At 37.1% G+C, this 18,709-nt stretch carries 16 protein-coding genes; 13 read left to right on the top strand and 3 right to left on the bottom strand.

Annotated elements, in window-relative coordinates; all coding sequences use genetic code 11:
- Positions 1 to 7 precede the first annotated feature (7 nt).
- From FEU33_RS03380 to FEU33_RS03390, 3 genes are all read left to right on the top strand, one after another.
- On the top strand, positions 8 to 601 hold the full coding sequence (locus FEU33_RS03380; protein WP_146548014.1) for an RDD family protein: 594 nt from the start codon (positions 8 to 10) through the stop codon (positions 599 to 601).
- 54 nt (positions 602 to 655) lie between these two features.
- A complete protein-coding gene (gene tpx, locus FEU33_RS03385; protein WP_146548015.1) occupies positions 656 to 1,162 on the top strand; it encodes a thiol peroxidase in 507 nt (168 codons plus the stop codon).
- A gap of 261 nt (positions 1,163 to 1,423) precedes the next feature.
- A complete protein-coding gene (locus FEU33_RS03390) occupies positions 1,424 to 2,359 on the top strand; it encodes a class I SAM-dependent methyltransferase (RefSeq protein ID WP_146548016.1) in 936 nt (311 codons plus the stop codon).
- A 175-nt stretch (positions 2,360 to 2,534) separates the two neighbouring features.
- Here the strand turns inward: FEU33_RS03390 and FEU33_RS03395 are convergent, their stop codons facing one another.
- Complete coding sequence (locus FEU33_RS03395) at positions 2,535 to 2,993, bottom strand: universal stress protein (RefSeq protein ID WP_146548017.1); 459 nt, start codon at positions 2,991 to 2,993, stop codon at positions 2,535 to 2,537.
- A 1,011-nt stretch (positions 2,994 to 4,004) separates the two neighbouring features.
- Here FEU33_RS03395 and ald point away from each other — a divergent pair.
- A complete protein-coding gene (gene ald / locus FEU33_RS03400) occupies positions 4,005 to 5,117 on the top strand; it encodes an alanine dehydrogenase (protein ID WP_146548018.1) in 1,113 nt (370 codons plus the stop codon).
- A gap of 95 nt (positions 5,118 to 5,212) precedes the next feature.
- Here the strand turns inward: ald and FEU33_RS03405 are convergent, their stop codons facing one another.
- Complete coding sequence (locus FEU33_RS03405; protein ID WP_146548019.1) at positions 5,213 to 6,310, bottom strand: M24 family metallopeptidase; 1,098 nt, start codon at positions 6,308 to 6,310, stop codon at positions 5,213 to 5,215.
- 161 nt (positions 6,311 to 6,471) lie between these two features.
- On the opposite strand from FEU33_RS03405, the gene FEU33_RS03410 reads away from it, so the two are divergent.
- Both FEU33_RS03410 and FEU33_RS03415 read left to right on the top strand, forming a co-directional pair.
- Positions 6,472 to 7,152 carry a metal-dependent hydrolase gene (locus tag FEU33_RS03410; protein ID WP_146548020.1) on the top strand — a complete coding sequence of 227 codons (681 nt, stop codon included), beginning with the start codon at positions 6,472 to 6,474 and terminating at the stop codon, positions 7,150 to 7,152.
- A gap of 106 nt (positions 7,153 to 7,258) precedes the next feature.
- A complete protein-coding gene (locus FEU33_RS03415) occupies positions 7,259 to 8,569 on the top strand; it encodes a DRTGG domain-containing protein (RefSeq protein WP_146548021.1) in 1,311 nt (436 codons plus the stop codon).
- Between the two features lie 50 nt (positions 8,570 to 8,619).
- Here the strand turns inward: FEU33_RS03415 and FEU33_RS03420 are convergent, their stop codons facing one another.
- Entirely contained in the window at positions 8,620 to 8,937 is a 318-nt protein-coding gene (locus tag FEU33_RS03420) for a YtpI family protein (protein ID WP_146548022.1), read from the bottom strand.
- A 115-nt stretch (positions 8,938 to 9,052) separates the two neighbouring features.
- On the opposite strand from FEU33_RS03420, the gene FEU33_RS03425 reads away from it, so the two are divergent.
- The 7 genes from FEU33_RS03425 (at position 9,053) to pyk (ending at position 18,657) form a co-directional block, all read left to right on the top strand.
- Complete coding sequence (locus FEU33_RS03425; protein WP_146548023.1) at positions 9,053 to 9,991, top strand: DHH family phosphoesterase; 939 nt, start codon at positions 9,053 to 9,055, stop codon at positions 9,989 to 9,991.
- A gap of 21 nt (positions 9,992 to 10,012) precedes the next feature.
- Positions 10,013 to 13,102: a DNA polymerase III subunit alpha gene (dnaE, locus tag FEU33_RS03430; protein ID WP_146549890.1), complete on the top strand. Its 3,090-nt coding sequence runs from the start codon at positions 10,013 to 10,015 to the stop codon at positions 13,100 to 13,102.
- Between the two features lie 130 nt (positions 13,103 to 13,232).
- Complete coding sequence (locus FEU33_RS03435) at positions 13,233 to 13,880, top strand: FadR/GntR family transcriptional regulator (protein ID WP_146548024.1); 648 nt, start codon at positions 13,233 to 13,235, stop codon at positions 13,878 to 13,880.
- 2 nt (positions 13,881 to 13,882) lie between these two features.
- Entirely contained in the window at positions 13,883 to 14,740 is an 858-nt protein-coding gene (gene accD, locus FEU33_RS03440) for an acetyl-CoA carboxylase, carboxyltransferase subunit beta (protein ID WP_146548025.1), read from the top strand.
- Positions 14,740 to 15,726 (top strand): acetyl-CoA carboxylase carboxyl transferase subunit alpha, encoded by a 987-nt coding sequence (accA, locus tag FEU33_RS03445; RefSeq protein ID WP_146548026.1) that lies wholly within the window; start codon positions 14,740 to 14,742, stop codon positions 15,724 to 15,726. The genes accD and accA overlap by 1 nt, the downstream gene beginning before the upstream one ends.
- Positions 15,727 to 15,918: 192 nt before the next feature.
- On the top strand, positions 15,919 to 16,878 hold the full coding sequence (pfkA, locus tag FEU33_RS03450; RefSeq protein ID WP_146548027.1) for a 6-phosphofructokinase: 960 nt from the start codon (positions 15,919 to 15,921) through the stop codon (positions 16,876 to 16,878).
- Positions 16,879 to 16,896: 18 nt separating this feature from the next.
- Complete coding sequence (gene pyk, locus FEU33_RS03455; RefSeq protein WP_146548028.1) at positions 16,897 to 18,657, top strand: pyruvate kinase; 1,761 nt, start codon at positions 16,897 to 16,899, stop codon at positions 18,655 to 18,657.
- The last annotated feature ends 52 nt before the right edge of the window (positions 18,658 to 18,709 follow it).

An 18,709-nucleotide genomic window follows, 5' to 3' on the forward strand; every position in this document is an offset into this window, starting at 1 on the left:
TTAGATGATGGCAGAAGCAATTGATGTTGGAACACTCCCCCCAGAACCGATACAAATAAAAAAAGAAATGGACTACCAATTGAAAACGGCAGGCTTTTGGACTCGATTTTGGGCATATTTGATTGATCTAATCGTTGTATTTTCTATAAGTGCTATTACAGTTAAACCGTTATTTTTCTTTACTGGCTGGGAGAATATTGAAATTTCTCATATCCCGCTTTATGGATACATGACAAGTCTTTTATTTTATGCCTATTTCGTTGTGATGACGAAAATCTGGGGACAGACAGTTGGGAAAATGGTTCTTGGTATTCGTGTTGTTTCAGATAATGATAAGCCCTTATCTTGGGCAACTGTGTTTTTCCGTGAATGGATTGGTCGATTTATTTCTGTTACAATTGATATTCTTTATATTTTGGTCGCATTTACACCAAATCATAAGGCTATTCATGACTATATAGCAGATACAAAGGTTATACATGAAAGAACATTTGAACCAAAAGCAAAAATACTAGAAGCTGGAGTTCAACCTAAGCAAAAGACAGTAGACTTAGATGAAAACAATAGAGAAGATACAATCACAAATGATCGTGAGTCTTGAAAGTTGCATGACTAAGAGAAATTCGAGTAATATTGTTTTTGAGGAGGCGTTGAAATGGTACAGGTAACATTTATTAACAAACCAGTAACATTAGTAGGACCAGAAATTAAAGTAGGTGACAAAGCACCTGACTTCACAGTGTTATCAACAGATCTTACAGAAAAACATTTATCAGATTTTGCAGGTCAAACTGTTTTAATCAGTGTTGTTCCATCATTAGATACAGGTGTATGTGATGCACAAACTCGTCGTTTTAATGAAGAAGCAGCAGGATTAGGTGAAGATGTAGTTATCTTAACGATCTCTTGTGACCTTCCATTTGCTCAAAAACGTTGGTGCGGTGCAAATGGTATCCAAAACGTCCATACTTTATCCGATCATCGTGATTTATCTTTTGGTGATGCATACGGTGTTCATATGAAAGAATTGCGTTTATTAGCTCGTTCCATCTTTGTTGTCGATAAAGAAGGAAAGGTTTCTTATGTAGAATACGTATCAGAAGGTACCAATCATCCGGACTATGATAGTGCCATAGCTGCTGTAAAATCACTGACAAAATAAGTGAGTTTTATATTGATTCAGCCCATCTCTCTTATAGGTGGCGAGATAAATGTCGTATTTTCTATTTAGAGGTACAAATGGTCGCCGAATCGAGACAGAGCCTCCGTTGGCGAATATCACGGATTTTGAAAAGGAGCTTTTCGAGTAAGTTCGAAAAATCTGGATACCATTACGCTGGGCGTAATTGATAGGAAGAAATAAAGAAACAAGTTGAAACCCACTCGTTAGTTTGAGTGGGTTTCCATTTTGAGGGAGAAGAAAATGGAAACGATTGAAAAACTATTTTCATTTATAGATGAATACACAGAAAATACCGCGAAAGAGCATGAGATGACTTATTTAGAGGGTGTTCTTGAAACGCTAAACACATGGCTAGAGGGTGAGATAAAACCCGCTGATCTTGAACCTTCTAAAGAAGAAATTCGTAAAGCGATACAGCTAGTCCTATTAAAGGGTATGCATCAAAGCACACAGCCAAATCACCAAATGACTCCTGATTCACTTGGGCTGCTATTAGGATATTTTGTAGAACAGTTTTATGAAAAAGAGTTGACATCCAATAGAAAAATTACTGTATTAGATCCAGCGATCGGAACTGGTAATTTGCTATTAACTGTAATGGGCTTAGTGGGAGATAAAATAGAAGGCATTGGTGTAGAAATTGATGACTTATTGATACAACTTGCAGCGGCATCTGCAGAATTAGAAAAGCGATCCGTTTCTTTATATCGTCAGGATGCACTAGAGAACTTAATCATTGATCCTGTAGATGCCGTTATATGTGATCTTCCTGTTGGCTATTATCCCAACGATGAAGTCGCAAAAGATTATGAGGTGACAGCACCAGAAGGAATGACATATGCTCATCATTTATTTATCGAGCAATCATTAAAATATGTAAAAGATGGAGGATATCTTTTCTTCCTAGTACCAAGCCATATATTCGAATCTGAACAGTCTTCCATATTAAATAAATTTATTACTTCAAAAGCTTGGATTCAAGCAGTTGTGCAATTGCCAGATGAACTTTTCAAAAGTAAAGCACATGCAAAGTGCTTATTTATACTGCAAAAGAAAAATGATACAGGTAAACCTGTAAAAGAAGTATTATTGGCAAAGGTCCCCAATTTAAAAAATATAAAAGCATTAGAACTATTCTTTGCTAAAGTTCAAAAATGGAAGAAAGAACAAAAATAAGGTTTATCAACATAACTCAGGATGGGCTTTCGAAAGCTTACAGAGCATGTTATATAGGTTTCGAAATGTAACATGACAGCGTCTTGCTTAAAATAGAATCCATCATTAAAAAAGGTACTATTCAGATTGACACTGAATAGCACCTTTTGTTATTTTTCAAACAGTTTTGTTCAAATTATTTTTCTTTGGCAGCTGAATCTGTACGAACAACAAGTACATCGCATTTTGCAGAGCGTACAATATTTTCAGATACACTACCGATTAAGAATCTTTCTACAGCATTAAGACCAGTAGCACCACAGATGATTAAATCTGCGTTAACTTTGCTAGAAACTTCTCTTGTGATGATTGTTTTTGGAGAACCGTATTCAATTAATACGTTTACATCTTTAACACCTGAAGTTTCAGCTTCTTTTTTGTAGCCTTCTAATAATTCTTCCGCGAATTCTTGAGCGCGTTCTTGAATGGAACGATCATAAGCTTCAATTGCCGCAAAAGAACGAGTATCAATAATATTGACTAAGTATAGAGCTGCTTCGTTACGATTTGCTATAGCAACAGCCTTTTTGAATGCGTATTCAGCTTCTTTTGAACCATCTACTGCTACAACGATGTTTTTATAATTTAATGCCATAATGGATTCCTCCTTTTTTATGTTTCTATTATAACATCCTTCTTTTAGAAATACTCTCCCTAAATTTCCAAATTCAAAATTTCGTAAAATATAATATAACTATGGAAATAATAAAATCGAATCAATCTCATAAAGCTATTTTCACCAGACGTGGATTTAATCAATTTTATAATGCAAAATTCAGATAAGAAATGCGAACATTTTACATCTATATGAGTATTAATATTCAGAAATTATGTTCCGCTCCAGACGGCGCTTTCCACGGGCTTGGCTTCAATCTCCTCGGGTCGACACGATGTTGACCCCGAAGCCGTTGCCACAGGACGTGGCGAACTTAGGCTTTGTCCCTTAAAACGTTCCTGCGGGGCTTTCCGCTCAAGCTTTTCCCGTAGGACTTTGAATAAGCCTCCTTGAACTCACACCGCACGAAGGAAATGCGCATGCATTTTCGAGGAGTCGCCGTCTTCCGCTCCACAACTATAAAATTAGCTATTATTAAATGTTCGTATTTTTTAAGAAGAAAATGATTTATAAAATTGATTCAACTATGGAAATAATAGAATCAAATCAATTTCATAGATTTTTCACTAGGTATGGATTTAATCAATTAATACTAAATATAGATAAAAAATCAGGTGTGTTAATTATCCGATTTTATCCATAAAGATAGGAAGAATTCGTTGTTTTCCGCTGCGGCTTGCTCGCTTTTCCCGTGGGAAATTGAATTAGTCTCATCGAATTATGTCAAAGATATTTGCTGATTTCTGCCTAATCATCAATACGTCTGAAAAAACAAATATATTCCATCGATATGAACATTAATATTCAGACTTATGTGTGCATTTTACAGGAAATTTGTTTTCTCTTTTTGATAGTGCTTTCAAAAAATAATTTTCAAAATTATCAACAAAATATTATAGAAATCTGATACAATGAACTTGTTTTTATGTGGGTATACAACTTTATACATAAAAAACAATCGATATTTTTTACACATGAGGAGGATGGAGTATGAAGATTGGTATTCCAAAGGAGATTAAAAACAATGAAAACCGTGTGGCTATGACACCAGCTGGAGTTGTAAACTTAGCGACGTTTGGTCATGAGGTATTTATTGAAACAGGGGCAGGATTAGGTTCAGGCTTCACAGACGAAGATTATCAAGCAGCAGGAGCGCATATTGTTCCAACAGCGCAAGAAGCTTGGAAGCAAGAAATGGTCATGAAGGTGAAAGAACCAATATCTCCAGAGTATGATTACTTTTATGAAGGTCAAATTCTTTTCACTTATTTACATTTAGCTCCTGAACCTGAGTTAACTCAAGCGCTACTTGATAAAAAAGTAGTAGCCATTGCATATGAAACGGTGCAATTACCAAATCGTTCATTACCATTATTAACGCCAATGAGCGAAGTAGCAGGACGTATGGCTACGCAAATTGGTGCGCAATATTTAGAAAGACAAGAAGGCGGAAAAGGAATTTTACTTGGTGGCGTGTCTGGGGTACCACGTGCTAAAGTAACGATTATCGGCGGAGGTATGGCAGGTACTAATGCTGCAAAAGTGGCAATTGGTATGGGTGCCGAAGTAACGATCATCGATTTAAATCCTGAACGCTTACGTCAATTAGAAGATCAATTTGGAAATGATATACAAACATTAATGTCTAATCCATATAATATTGCTGAATCCGTAAAACATTCTGATTTAGTCATTGGAGCTGTACTAATTCCAGGAGCAAAAGCGCCAAAACTAGTAACTGAAGAAATGATCGAGTCTATGTCTCCAGGTTCTGTAGTGGTAGATATTGCTATTGACCAAGGTGGTATTTTTGAAACATCTGATCATATCACAACACATGATAATCCAACATTTATCAAGCATGGTGTCGTCCACTATGCAGTAGCAAACATGCCAGGTGCTGTGCCTCGTACATCAACGATCGCTTTAACCAATAATACAGTTCCTTATGCATTAGAAATTGCCAATAAAGGCTATAGACGTGCATGCTTAACAAACGAGGCATTGAAAAAAGGAATCAATACATTGGATGGCAATGTTACGTTTGAAGCTGTAGCGGAAGCGTTGAACTATCCATATGTTCCAGCTGATTCACTATTATAATGAAATGAAATCTTAACAAAAAATAAAGAGGTGACTCAACGATCGTTTATACAACGATTTTCGAGTCCCTCTTTTTTATCTAAAAATAATTCCTCTTATTTTGGTTGAATGATTTGCAATTCTTTGGGGAAGCTTGTTAAAACTTCTACGCCATCAGCCGTTACATAGACATCGTCTTCAATACGGACACCCGCTGTATCGCCTTTGTAGATACCTGGTTCGATGGTAAAGACCATTCCTTCTTTGATGGCAATTTCGTTTGCACCATGTACAGATGGAAATTCATGTACGGATATTCCAAGACCATGACCAAGACGGTGGGTGAAATATTCACCATAGCCAGCTTCACGAATAACATCACGAGCAATTTTATCTAAATCCATAGCTCGTACACCTGGCTTAACAGCAGCAATTGCGGCTTCATTCGCATTTTTGACAGCTTCATAGACAGTTTTTTGTGCTTCGGAAGGTTCACCAAATGCTACTGTACGAGTAATGTCTGAGCAGTAACCTTCATAAATCACGCCAAGATCGAATAGTACTAAATCGCCTTTTTGGATCTTTTGAGTTCCTGGTGTTCCATGTGGAGAAGCGGCGTTTAATCCAGTAAGTACCATTGTGTCGAATGACATGTAGACGCCTTTTTCTTTCATTGCTGCTTCGATAGTAGACAATACTTCAATTTCAGTTTTGCCTTCTGCTAGTTCATGACAGCCAACTTCAATAGCATAGTCAGCTAGTTTAGCTGCTTCACGTAGTTTTTCTAATTCATCTTTCGATTTGACTAAACGCATATTGTTGAGTTGTTCGTCTATAGCAACGAAGTTAGTTGCTGGATAAAATGCTTGTAAAGACTCTAAACGTTCAACGGTTAAATGATTTTTTTCAATAGCAATTGTATTTAATGGAACATTACGAGTTTCAGCAGTGTTATGGAAAATTTCCCATGCATTTTCCGTATCATCATGACCTACCACTTCGTATGACCAGCCAGCGGATTTTGCATCAGGAACTTCCATTTTAGGACAAATCATAAATGGTTGTGCATTTTTAAATACCATTACGCCAAGAAGACGCTCATGAGGATCACTACTAAAACCTGAGAGATAAAATACGTTATCAGGTGTTGTAATAAATGCTGCATCGATGTTGTTTTCTTGTAAATAATTTTGAATCAATTGAACCTTGTTCATAAGAATCCTCCTTAGAAATATTAGAGCTCTTGAAATAATGATAGAAAACTAATTTCAATTTAAGTAACTCTTTTCAACTATAGTCTACCAAAAAAGAGGAAAATATGTATCAATAACGAATTGAAATATAGTGAAGCTATATATTGAAAGGATGATACATCATGCAAATTTCTTATCATGGACATTCTATTGTGAAAGTTGAAACGAATGGCTACACAATTTTAATGGATCCTTTTATTACAGGTAACAGTTTGACAGATTTAAAGGTGGAAGAACAGAAGCCAGATATTATTTTGCTAACGCATGGTCATAATGATCATGTCGGCGATACCATTGAAATTGCAAAACAATCTGGGGCTTTGGTGATTGCTCCAAATGAGTTAGCTGTGTATCTTTCTTGGCAAGGCATTAAAACGCACCCTATGCATATAGGAGGGGCACATCAATTTGATTTTGGTAAAGTAAAATTCACACAGGCCTTCCATGGTTCATCTTATGTAACGGATGATCAACAAATTATTTATACAGGCATGCCTGCAGGAATTCTTCTATTTGTGGAGGGAAAAACAATTTATCACGCAGGAGATACGGCACTATTCTCAGATATGAAACTAATCGGTGAAAACCATCCAATCGATGTTGCATTTTTGCCAATCGGCGATAATTTTACGATGGGGCCAGAAGATGCTGCTAGAGCTGCCCAATTTTTGAAACCAAAAGAGGTCGTACCTATCCATTACAATACATTTCCGGTTATCGAGCAAGATCCTGAAGAATTTGCCGAAATGGTGTCGAATACTACTGTTCAAGTGATGAAACCTGGAGATAAATTTGACATTTAATTGAATTATATATAATAATCTTGATTTCGAAGGTTAAATTATTAAAGAAAATGGTCAAATTATGTTACACTTAAGCCAAGAATGATGTTGGAAAATAGGTGATTTTTTGGCTACAAAACATGAAAAGATTCTTCAATATATTGAATCATTACCAGTAGGAGATAAAATTTCAGTTCGTCAAATTGCTAAAGAGATGTCCGTTAGTGAAGGCACAGCTTATCGCGCAATTAAAGAGGCTGAAACGAGAAGATTAGTTAGTACGATCGAACGTGTAGGGACAATTCGTATCGAAAAAAAGAAAAAAGAAAATATCGAAAGACTTACATTTGCAGAGATTGTTAATATTGTTGAAGGTCAAGTATTAGGTGGCAAAAGTGGTCTGCACAAAACGTTAACGAAATTTGTTATTGGTGCGATGAAATTAGAAGATATGATGCGTTATACAGATGCAGGGAGTCTACTAATCGTAGGAAATCGGGAACGGACACATGAGTATGCTCTAAAAGCAGGAGCTGCTGTTTTAATTACAGGTGGATTTGATACGACCGATGAAACAAAGAAATTAGCAGATCAGCTAGAGCTTCCTATTATTTCAACAAGTTATGATACGTTTACAGTTGCGACGATGATCAACCGTGCTATTTATGACCAATTGATCAAAAAAGAGATTTTGTTAATTGAAGATATTGTCATTCCGATTAAAAATACATCTTATTTAAGATCAACAGACACTGTAAAAGATTATAATCTACTCAATTCTAAGACAAATCATGGTGGATATCCTGTTGTAGATAAGCATGGGAAAATCGTTGGAATTGTTACAGCTCGTGACCTGATCGGTAAGTTGGATAGTGATCATATCGATCGATTGATGACACGCAACCCAATTACTGTAACATTAAAAACAAGTGTAGCTACTGCGGGGCATAGAATGATTTGGGAAGGTATTGATCTTTTGCCGGTTGCGGACGAGCATGGGGTTTTACAAGGCGTTGTTAGTCGTCAAGATGTTTTAAAGGCATTGCAAATGGCGCAAAGACAACCACAACATGGAGAAACGATTGATGATTTGGTGAAAAATGAAATATCCATTGATTCAGAGGATGAGGAAAATACTGTTAAATTCTCCGTAACACCACAAATGACTAATCAATTTGGTGCTATTTCATATGGGGCATTTATGACTTTAGTGGTTGAATCAGGCTCCTTTATGTTGAAAAAGGTGAAACGTGGAGAAAGCGTATTAGAGAATATGGCTATTTACTTTATCAAACCTATTCAAATGGAAACGATGGTTATCGTAAAACCACAAATACTTGATATGAGCCGTAAATTTGCAAAAATGGACTTTGAAGTGTTTAGTGAAGAAATGCTAGTTGGGAAAGCAATGGCTACATTTCAAATACTTGAACGTTAGCGGATAGATATATTTATATGCAACCAAAAAGTGATGCACACTTTTGTGCATCACTTTTTGTTCAATTCCTCTTCTTCCGCAATATACTGACCATAGTGGCGAACACGCTTATTATAGTTAATAGAGGCATACACCCCGAATAGAATCATAATCATGCAGACTATATATGTAAGGGTAGTATGATATATAATCATTTGGTTGATTCCAAATAAGGTCAATAAGATGCCAAGTGAAACACCTGCTCGATTAGCATACCATTTTTTATGAATCGGTAAGGTTGTGCGGAATTGCTTTGTTTTAAAATATAAATAAAACACAAATGAAATAACAATTAAAAATGCTAAAATAATATTTAAGATATTACTCATGGTGCTCCTCCTAAAAAAGCAAATCTGTCTTTATTTTAACGATAATGTTTAAAAAAAGATAGTAAGAAGTAGGGAGTTCCTTATGAGAGACCATTTATTAGTAGGAGGTTTTTTTTTGAAAACCAAAATTATTGAAACGATTCAATCGTATGATACGATCATTATTCACCGACATGTACGTCCTGACCCAGATGCATATGGCTCACAGCTTGGATTACAAGCAATTCTGCAAGCTACTTACCCAGAAAAAAATATATATGCTGTTGGTGAACATGATCTGGCTTTTGACTATTTAGGCAAACCTGAAGTGATTGCAGATGATGTATACCAGAATGCGCTAGTTATTTGTACAGATACTGCCAATACGGAACGAGTAGATGATCAACGTTATCATACAGGGGCTTTTTTGATTAAAATAGATCATCATCCTAATGATGATGCATATGGCAATTTATTGTGGATTAATACTTCTGCCAGTTCTTGTAGTGAAATGATTTATGAATTATTTAAGAAAGGTCAAGAAATAGCTGGTTGGAAACTGGATGCAAAAGGTGCGCGCCTATTATTTGCAGGTATCGTTGGCGATACAGGACGCTTTATTTACCCTAGTACAACAGAAAAGACGTTTCACGTAGTAGGGGAGCTTATTCAATATGATTTTGATCGTACAGAGCTATTTAATAGTATGTATGAATTAGATCGATCATTGTTGCATTTACAAGGGTATATCTATCAAAACTTTTCAATTGATGAAAACGGCGCAGCTTATATTAAACTACCTATCAATCTTTTAAAAGAATTTGGAGTGACAGCTAATGATACATCTGCATTAGTTGGATCGCTTGGCGATGTCAAAGGCATCAAAGCATGGGCTATGTTCGTAGAAGAAGAAGATCAGATCCGTGTTCGCTTACGTTCAAAAGGTCCGATTATTAATACTTTAGCCAAACAATATCGTGGTGGCGGACATCCAATGGCTTCAGGAGCTAAAATCTTTGAGTGGTCTGAAGCGGACGAAATGATCGATAAATTACAAAAACTATGTAAAGCATAAAAAAGAAAGGAAGAGATGATGATGCAACCTGTTTACTCTCAGATAGTGACAGCTGCGGACATGCTAAAAAGTACAATTCGCATAAGTGAGCTCATTTCCTTCCTTCAACATGAAAAAGCAAGGGCTGCGGCGATTACAAATTCAAAATTGTACGGATTATTGCCCTTTTGGCGTGCACTAAAAAAAACAGCTATTCACCCTGTTGTCGGCCTGACTGTCAAAGTTGAGTTTTCTCAAGAAGACATTAGGCCATTGGTGTTATATGCCCAAAATATAGATGGCTATCAAAATCTATTAAAAATGACTTCATCCATTTCTTTAAGGGAAAATGAAACTTTACCACTTCGTTGGTTAGAAGGGTATCACAAAGGATGTATTGCATTAGTACCGATTACAAATGATTTATGGCAACAAGAAAACTCTTATGAAGCAGTAGAAAGACTTTTGAATATTTTTGACCGAGGTTACTTATGGATCGGAATTGATCGCCCAGGTGGCATTAGGCATCCGGCAGAAGAGGTAATAGTTGCTTATTGCTTAGAGAATTCACTAAAAGTATGTGCTACCCATTTAAGTACTTTTGTGAAGGAAGAGGATGCTTTTACATATGAGGTAGCAAAGGCCATCTCATTGGGTTCTAAATTGGCTGATCAGGACAAACTCACTTTTCGGGAGAGCAAACAGTTTTTACCTTCTGAACAAAACTATTGCGAGTGGTTTGAGGATCATCCAGAATGGCTGCAAGCAACGGAAGAGATGCTTTTGTCATGCCAAGTGGAACTGAACTACGATCGCTTTTATATGCCAAAATTCCCTGTGCTAGAGGGAGAGACGACAGCCAAAGCTTTACAAAAAAATTGTTTGGCTGGCTTGCAAGAACGTGTCCCTCATGCAGGAAGAGAATATCATAAAAGATTGTCCTATGAGTTAGGCATCATTATAAAAATGGGCTATGCAGATTATTTTTTGATCGTTGCAGATTATATCCAATTTGCAAGAAGTAAACATATTTTAACGGGGCCTGGTCGTGGTTCCTCAGCAAGCTCTTTAGTCGCTTATACGTTGCGCATTACGGATGTAGATCCCATCCAGTATGGTTTGCTGTTTGAACGATTTTTAAATCCAGACCGTATTACACTACCTGATATCGATGTTGATTTTGCTGATTATCGCAGACAAGAAGTGATTCAATACGTTGCAGATAAGTATGGAGCAAATTACACATCTCAAATCATCACATTTGGGACATTATCAGCGAAGGCTGTAGCTCGTGATGTTGCACGTGTTTTTGGATTCGACAGTGAAGAACTTGCCCATATTTCTAAGCTGATACCTGGAAAACCTGGCATAACATTAAAAGAAGCTATAGCGCAGTCTGAGCCTTTAAGAGGATTTATCAACTCCAGTGAAATCCGTAGACAATGGATGCAAGTTGCTTTAAATTTAGAAGGATTGCCACGCAACGCATCTACGCATGCAGCAGGAGTTGTGTTATGCCCAGAGCCGATCGTTAATGTGGCGCCAATCGAAAAGGGCAATGAAGGTCTCTATTTAACACAATGGCCAATGCAAGAAGTTGAATCAGTTGGCCTGTTAAAAATGGACTTTTTAGGTTTGCGTAATTTGACTATTTTGGAAAGAATTCGTTCGATGATTTACTATGATCAAAAGAGATTCTTGCAATTCGAGAAAATTCCATTACATGATCCCAAAACATTTGAATTATTACAAAATGGCGATACAATAGGTGTTTTCCAATTGGAATCGGAAGGTATGAAAAAGGCTTTGCGTGAGATCCGGCCAACTGTTTTTCAAGATATCGTTGCGGTGAATGCTTTATACCGTCCTGGGCCAATGGATTTTATCCCTGTTTATAGCAGACGAAAACATGGACAAGAACGTGTTGAAATGCCACATCCTGCTTTAGAATCCATCCTAGGTGAAACATATGGGGTGATTGTCTATCAAGAACAAATCATGCTGATTGCTTCTAAAATGGCTGGATTTACGATGGGAGAAGCGGATATTCTTCGCAGAGCAGTAAGTAAAAAGAAGAAAGAGGTTCTTGATTCGGAAAAGACTCACTTTGTCCATAATTCAGTTGCTAATGGATTCTCCGAGAAAACTGCAGTGGATGTTTATAATTTGATCATCCGTTTTGCAAATTATGGATTTCCCAAAAGTCATGCAGTTGCATATAGTATCATTTCCTATCAAATGGCCTATCTGAAAGCTCATTTTCCAGCTTATTTTTATGCGGCATTATTAACTTCTACGATAGGAAATCGAGATAAATTCAATAAAATATTGCATGAAGCCAAACAAAAAGGTGTTGTTATTTTACCTCCATCTATCAATGATAGTGGACGATCATTTCGTGTTCAAAATGGTGTCATTCGCTTTGCATTATCTGCGATCAAAGGTGTTCCACATACATTTATCAACAAAGTAATGGAAATACGAAGAACAGAAGGACATAAGAGGTGGCAAGACATATTTGATATGGCCATCGATTTAACAGCGATCCATTTTACGCATAAAGCGATTGAACCATTGGTTAAGGCAGGGGCACTCGACGAATTTGGCAAAGATCGTGCGATACTTTTAGCAACAATCGATGCTGCTGTTAAACATGCTGAACTGTATCGACCTGAAGAAGAGGATCAGCTTTTAGAGGATGTATCATTTTTCTTTGGCAAACCGAAGCATGCGAAAGCTAGTCCCATTTCAGAAAAGCTAAAATTACAATTTGAAAAAGAAGTTTTGGGATTGTATATATCTACACATCCAGTTCAAAGAGTAAAGCAGGAACAACAAATCCAGTCAACTACTGCAGATATTATACGGCGTATGACAGGCGGTCAATATGTTAAAATGGTTGGAATGATTGCCGCTATTAAACAGATAAGGACTAAAAAGGGCGAATTGATGGGTTTTATAGAAATGGAAGATGAAACAGGTAGTATTTCTGTGACTATTTTCCCGAAAGAATATATAAAAGTCATCGAATGGATAAAAGAAGATCAAATGCTATTCATTGAAGGGATTGTTGAGGTAAGAAAGGGATTCCCTCAAATTATATTAAAAAAATGTACAGCCATTTCATCCTAAAGTAAACTGTGTGACTATCGCACAGTTTTTTGTTTTTTACTTTACAGATGCTAACAGTTTTTGTATGATAAAATTGTTCAAAAGTGGTCAGACCACTTTTATAGAATATTTGGGCACTGGGGAGACGGCTATGGGTGTAGATAAACCTGCTTCGAAAATGTTTATACAAATCGTACGTGAATTACGTGAAATTATTCAAAATGAGAAAATTCCTCCTGGAGGTAAAATCCCATCAGAACGTGTTTTGGCTGAGCGGTTGAATGTAGGACGGTCCTCTATTCGAGAAGCTTTGCGCAGTTTAGAGTTATTAGGCTTGATCGAAACTCGTAGAGGTGGAGGAACATTTGTAGCAGATTTTCGTAATCATCAATTAGTAGAAGTATTATCAACATTTATCTTACAGGAAGAAAAAACCTTAAGAAATGTTCACGAAACAAGGAAAATTTTAGAACGTGATGCCATTCGTATCGTCGCGGAGGATGAAAAGCTTCGAAATTTACCAGTATGGGAAAGTTTGCTAACAAATTTAATTATAGAGGGACGTATTGAGCGAGAAGATTTGATGAGAGAAATCATTATCACGTCCAATAACCGACTTGTGCTTAAAATCTGGATACTTTTAAAACAATATGGCAAAGAACCCTACAATGGACTGTCTACAGAAGAAGAACAGCCATTTCTACAAACGTTTATCAGTGAGATCATGCTTGGACATACAGAAGAAGCCATCCAGGCTTTTGAACTTTGGACAATGTTATTACATAAGGAGAGAGAATGATTATGAGTATTCGAGATTTATTTAAAAAAAATAAACCTAATAAGAATATCACGATTACGCGCGAACAGCATAGTGTTCCAGAAGGTATTATGACAAAATGTCCAGAATGTAATCATGTTATGTTAACAAAGGATTTACAAAAAAATAAAAAGGTTTGCCCAAATTGTCAATATCATCACAAAATGACGGCGAAAGAACGGATTGATGATTTTTTAGATGAGGGATCATTTCAATCAATAGATGATCATTTACAAACAGTAAACCCATTAAATTTTCCAGGATATATTGAAAAAGTAACATCAGATATGCAGAAGACAGGTTTGAATGAAGCTGTTTTAACGGGTGTCGGAGAATTAGAAGGCAGACAAGTTGTTGTTGCCGTGATGGATTCATTTTTCCGTATGGGTTCTATGGGATCTGTTGTTGGTGAAAAGATTACTAGAGCAATAGAGAAAGCCACAGAGCTTAGTGCGCCATTTATTGTTTTTACTGCTAGTGGCGGGGCAAGAATGCAAGAAGGTGTTATTTCACTAATGCAAATGGCCAAAACAAGCGTTGCATTGGAACGCCATGGAGCAAAAGGAAATTTATTTATTTCGATTATGACTCATCCGACAACAGGAGGCGTCTCTGCAAGTTTTGCTTCACTTGGTGATATCAATTTAGCAGAGCCAAAAGCGTTGATTGGTTTTGCTGGCCGTCGCGTAATTGAACAAACTGTAAGAGAAAAATTACCAAATGATTTCCAAACAGCTGAATTTTTATTGGAACATGGTCAATTAGATGCTGTTGTATCGCGACATGAAATGCGAAAAACCGTTAGTACAATTGTGAAATTGCATGTAAGGGAGGCAATCTAATGGTAAAAACATTATCTTTTGAAGAGCCACTTGTTCAACTACGTTCCAAGATTACAGAACTAAAAGAATTTACATCAAATACTGAGGTAGATTTATCAAAAGAGATTGAACAGTTAGAGGAACGTTTTACAAATCTTGAAAAAGATATTTATCATCATTTGAGACCCTGGGATCGGGTCCAAATTGCACGTCATCCAGAGCGACCAACGACGCTTGATTATATTCATGAGCTTTTTGATGATTTTATCGAGCTGCATGGTGATCGTACCTTTGGCGATGATGCAGCGATTGTTGGTGGAATTGCTTGTTTTGAAGGAACGCCAATCACCATTATCGGTCATCAACGTGGGAAAGATACGAAAGAAAATATTCGCCGTAATTTTGGTATGCCTCACCCTGAAGGCTATAGAAAAGCTTTGCGCTTAATGAAACAAGCGGAGAAGTTCAAACGTCCAATTATTTGTTTCATTGACACAAAGGGAGCATATCCGGGAAAAGCAGCTGAGGAACGAGGACAGAGTGAAGCCATTGCAAGAAACTTATTGGAAATGGCAGGATTAAAGGTTCCAATTATCAGTATTGTAATCGGAGAAGGAGGAAGTGGCGGAGCACTAGCTTTAGGTGTGGCTAATCACGTACATATGCTAGAAAACTCTACTTATTCTGTCATTTCACCTGAAGGAGCAGCATCGATATTATGGAAAGATGCTGCTCTCGCTCAAAAAGCCGCGGAAGCTATGCGGATTACAGCTCCAGATTTAAAAGAAGAAAATATAATCGAAGAAATAATTCCAGAAGTATTAGGTGGAGCCCATAAAGATGTTCATAAACAAGCTCAGTTTTTAAAAGATGTTTTACAAAGCTCATTAGACAAATTAAAAGATTTATCAGAGGAAGAGCTAATAGAGCAACGTTACCATAAATTTAGAAAAATCGGCACTTTTTCAGATAAAGATTTTCAAAAGACGTCTGACAAGTTAAAATAATGGTATATTAGGTTAAAGGGCTGTTTTAAACGGATGATCGTTTGAATCAGCCTCTTTCTTTCAGACGATAAAACATTTGAACACAATACATATGAAATTTGGTGTGTTGATCAGAAAAAGTAGGATTGAACGATCAATACATCTGTATAAATATAAATGTTCAAATGAAGAGTTGGCGGGAGGTTTAAATAGATGAAAAAAATAGGTGTATTAACAAGTGGTGGAGATGCTCCTGGTATGAATGCTGCAGTTCGAGCAGTGGTTAGAAAAGCACTTTATCACGGGATAGAAGTGGCTGGTATTTATCATGGATATCAAGGATTGATCGAAGGAAATATCAAGGATTTAAATGCTGGTGATGTAGGGGATATTATTCAAAGAGGCGGAACAATATTATATTCTGCTCGCTGTCCCGAATTTAAAACAGAGCAAGGTCAAAAAAAGGCCATTGAACAATTAAAAAAACATGGAATTGAAGGATTAGTCGTCATAGGTGGAGATGGTTCATATCGTGGGGCACTGGCTTTAACAGAAAAAGGTTTCCCATGCGTTGGTGTTCCTGGAACGATTGATAATGATATTCCAGGTACAGACTATACGATTGGCTTTGATACAGCTTTAAACACAGTCATAGAAAGCATTGATAAAATCCGTGATACAGCTACCTCTCATGAGCGAACATTTATCATTGAAGTCATGGGACGCGACGCTGGAGATCTAGCTTTATGGGCAGGACTAGCAGGTGGTGCTGAAACAATCGTTATTCCAGAAGTTCCTGTGGATATTGATGGTTTAGTCAAGCGATTAAAACAAGGTCATGAACGTGGCAAAAAGCACAGTATTATTATCGTAGCTGAAGGTGTTATGTCTGGAGGAGAATTAGCAAAAATGCTTAAAGATAGAGCAGAAATCGAAACTCGAGTATCTGTTTTAGGGCATATTCAACGTGGGGGATCCCCAACTGCTAGAGATCGTGTTTTTGCTAGCCGACTCGGTGCAAAGGCAGTAGAAACTTTATTGGAAAACCGTGGGGGAGTGGCTATTGGCATTCATAATCGTGAGGTGGTAGACTATGAATTGAAAGAAACATTCAATAAGGAACATAAAGCTGAACTATCAATGTATACATTATCGAAAGAATTATCGATCTAACGGATTGGAGTGGTAGTGATGAGAAAAACAAAAATTGTCTGTACAATTGGACCCGCAAGTGAATCACAAGAAATACTGGTGTCATTAATCGAAGCTGGGATGAATGTTGCGCGATTGAACTTTTCTCATGGTAATCATGAGGAACATGCAGCACGTATTCAAGCCATTCGTGAAGCTGCTAAAAAAACGGGTAAAGTAATAGCTATTTTACTTGATACAAAAGGACCTGAAATACGTACACATAATATGGAAAATGGAGCAATTGAACTGGTAACAGGTCAAAATATCGATATTTCCATGACAGAGGTTCTTGGAAATAAAAATATATTTTCGATTACTTATGAGAGATTAATTGAAGACGTTCAAGTCGGCTCCGTTATTTTACTAGATGATGGATTAATTGAATTACATGTAACAGGTATTGATCAACAGGCTGGTATTATCCATACAACAGTTGCCAATGCTGGTGTCTTAAAAAATAAAAAAGGCGTCAATGTACCAGGCGTTTCAGTCCAACTTCCAGGGATTACAGAAAAAGATGCTCAAGATATTTTGTTTGGGATTGAGCAAAAAGTCGATTTTATTGCAGCTTCTTTTGTCCGTCGTCCCTCAGATGTTATGGAAATACGTGAGCTGCTCGAACAAAATGGAGGAGCTCATATTCATATTATTCCAAAAATTGAAAATCAAGAAGGCGTTGATAATATTGATGAAATTATTCAAGTATCTGACGGCCTAATGGTTGCTCGTGGAGATCTAGGCGTGGAAATTCCAGCCGAAGAAGTCCCAGTTGTGCAAAAAAGTTTGATCCATAAATGTAATAAGGCTGGAAAACCAGTTATCACAGCTACTCAAATGCTTGATTCGATGCAGCGTAATCCTCGTCCAACTCGTGCTGAAGCAAGTGATGTTGCCAATGCAATCTTAGATGGTACAGATGCGATCATGCTGTCAGGAGAGACAGCAGCAGGTCTGTATCCATTAGAATCAGTTAAAACAATGGATAAAATTGCAAGACGTATTGAACAAACATTAGACCATAAACGTATTGTTAATGAGCGTAGTAAAGAAAAAGGTGGCAACATGACAGAAGCCATCAGTCAAGCTGTTGCACACACTTCTTTAAGCCTCCAAGTGTCTGCCATACTAGCTCCAACAGAAAGTGGTAATACAGCGAAAATGATTGCTAAATATCGTCCGGGTGTACCGATTATTGCGATGACCTCATCCGAAGAAGTTTGTCGTAATTTAGTGCTTGTTTGGGGAGTCCAACCAATAGTAGCGCCGCAAGTTGCTTCGACAGATGGTGTTTTAGAACAAGTTGTTCAACAAAGTATTGATCGTGGTTATGTAAAACATGGAGATTTAGTAGTGATCACTGCAGGTGTGCCAGTAGGAGAAGCTGGTACAACGAACTTGATGAAATTGCATGTCATTGGTGATGTATTAACAAGAGGACAAGGCATTGGTAAATCCACTGCTATCGGAAAAGCATTGGTCGTGCATAATGCAGAAGAAGCATTAAGCCAAGACACAACGGATCGCATTATCGTTACGATTGGATCAGATAGAGATATGATGCCGGCTATTTCGAAATGTGCAGGGCTCATTACCGAAGAGGGTGGTTTAACAAGCCATGCTGCGGTTGTAGGATTAAGTCTAGGAATCCCGGTAATCGTAGGAGTAAAGGATGCTACTAAACTGATTAAAAACAATCAAGAAGTATCGATGGATGCTGTTTCAGGTGTTATTTATTACGGATCATCAAGAATTTTATAATCTAAAACATATGGATTTGATAGATTGTACATCTTTGGGTATTCTAAAGAAG

Origin of the sequence: Rummeliibacillus suwonensis, from assembly GCF_007896435.1 — a bacterium.
Lineage (GTDB): Bacteria > Bacillota > Bacilli > Bacillales_A > Planococcaceae > Rummeliibacillus > Rummeliibacillus suwonensis.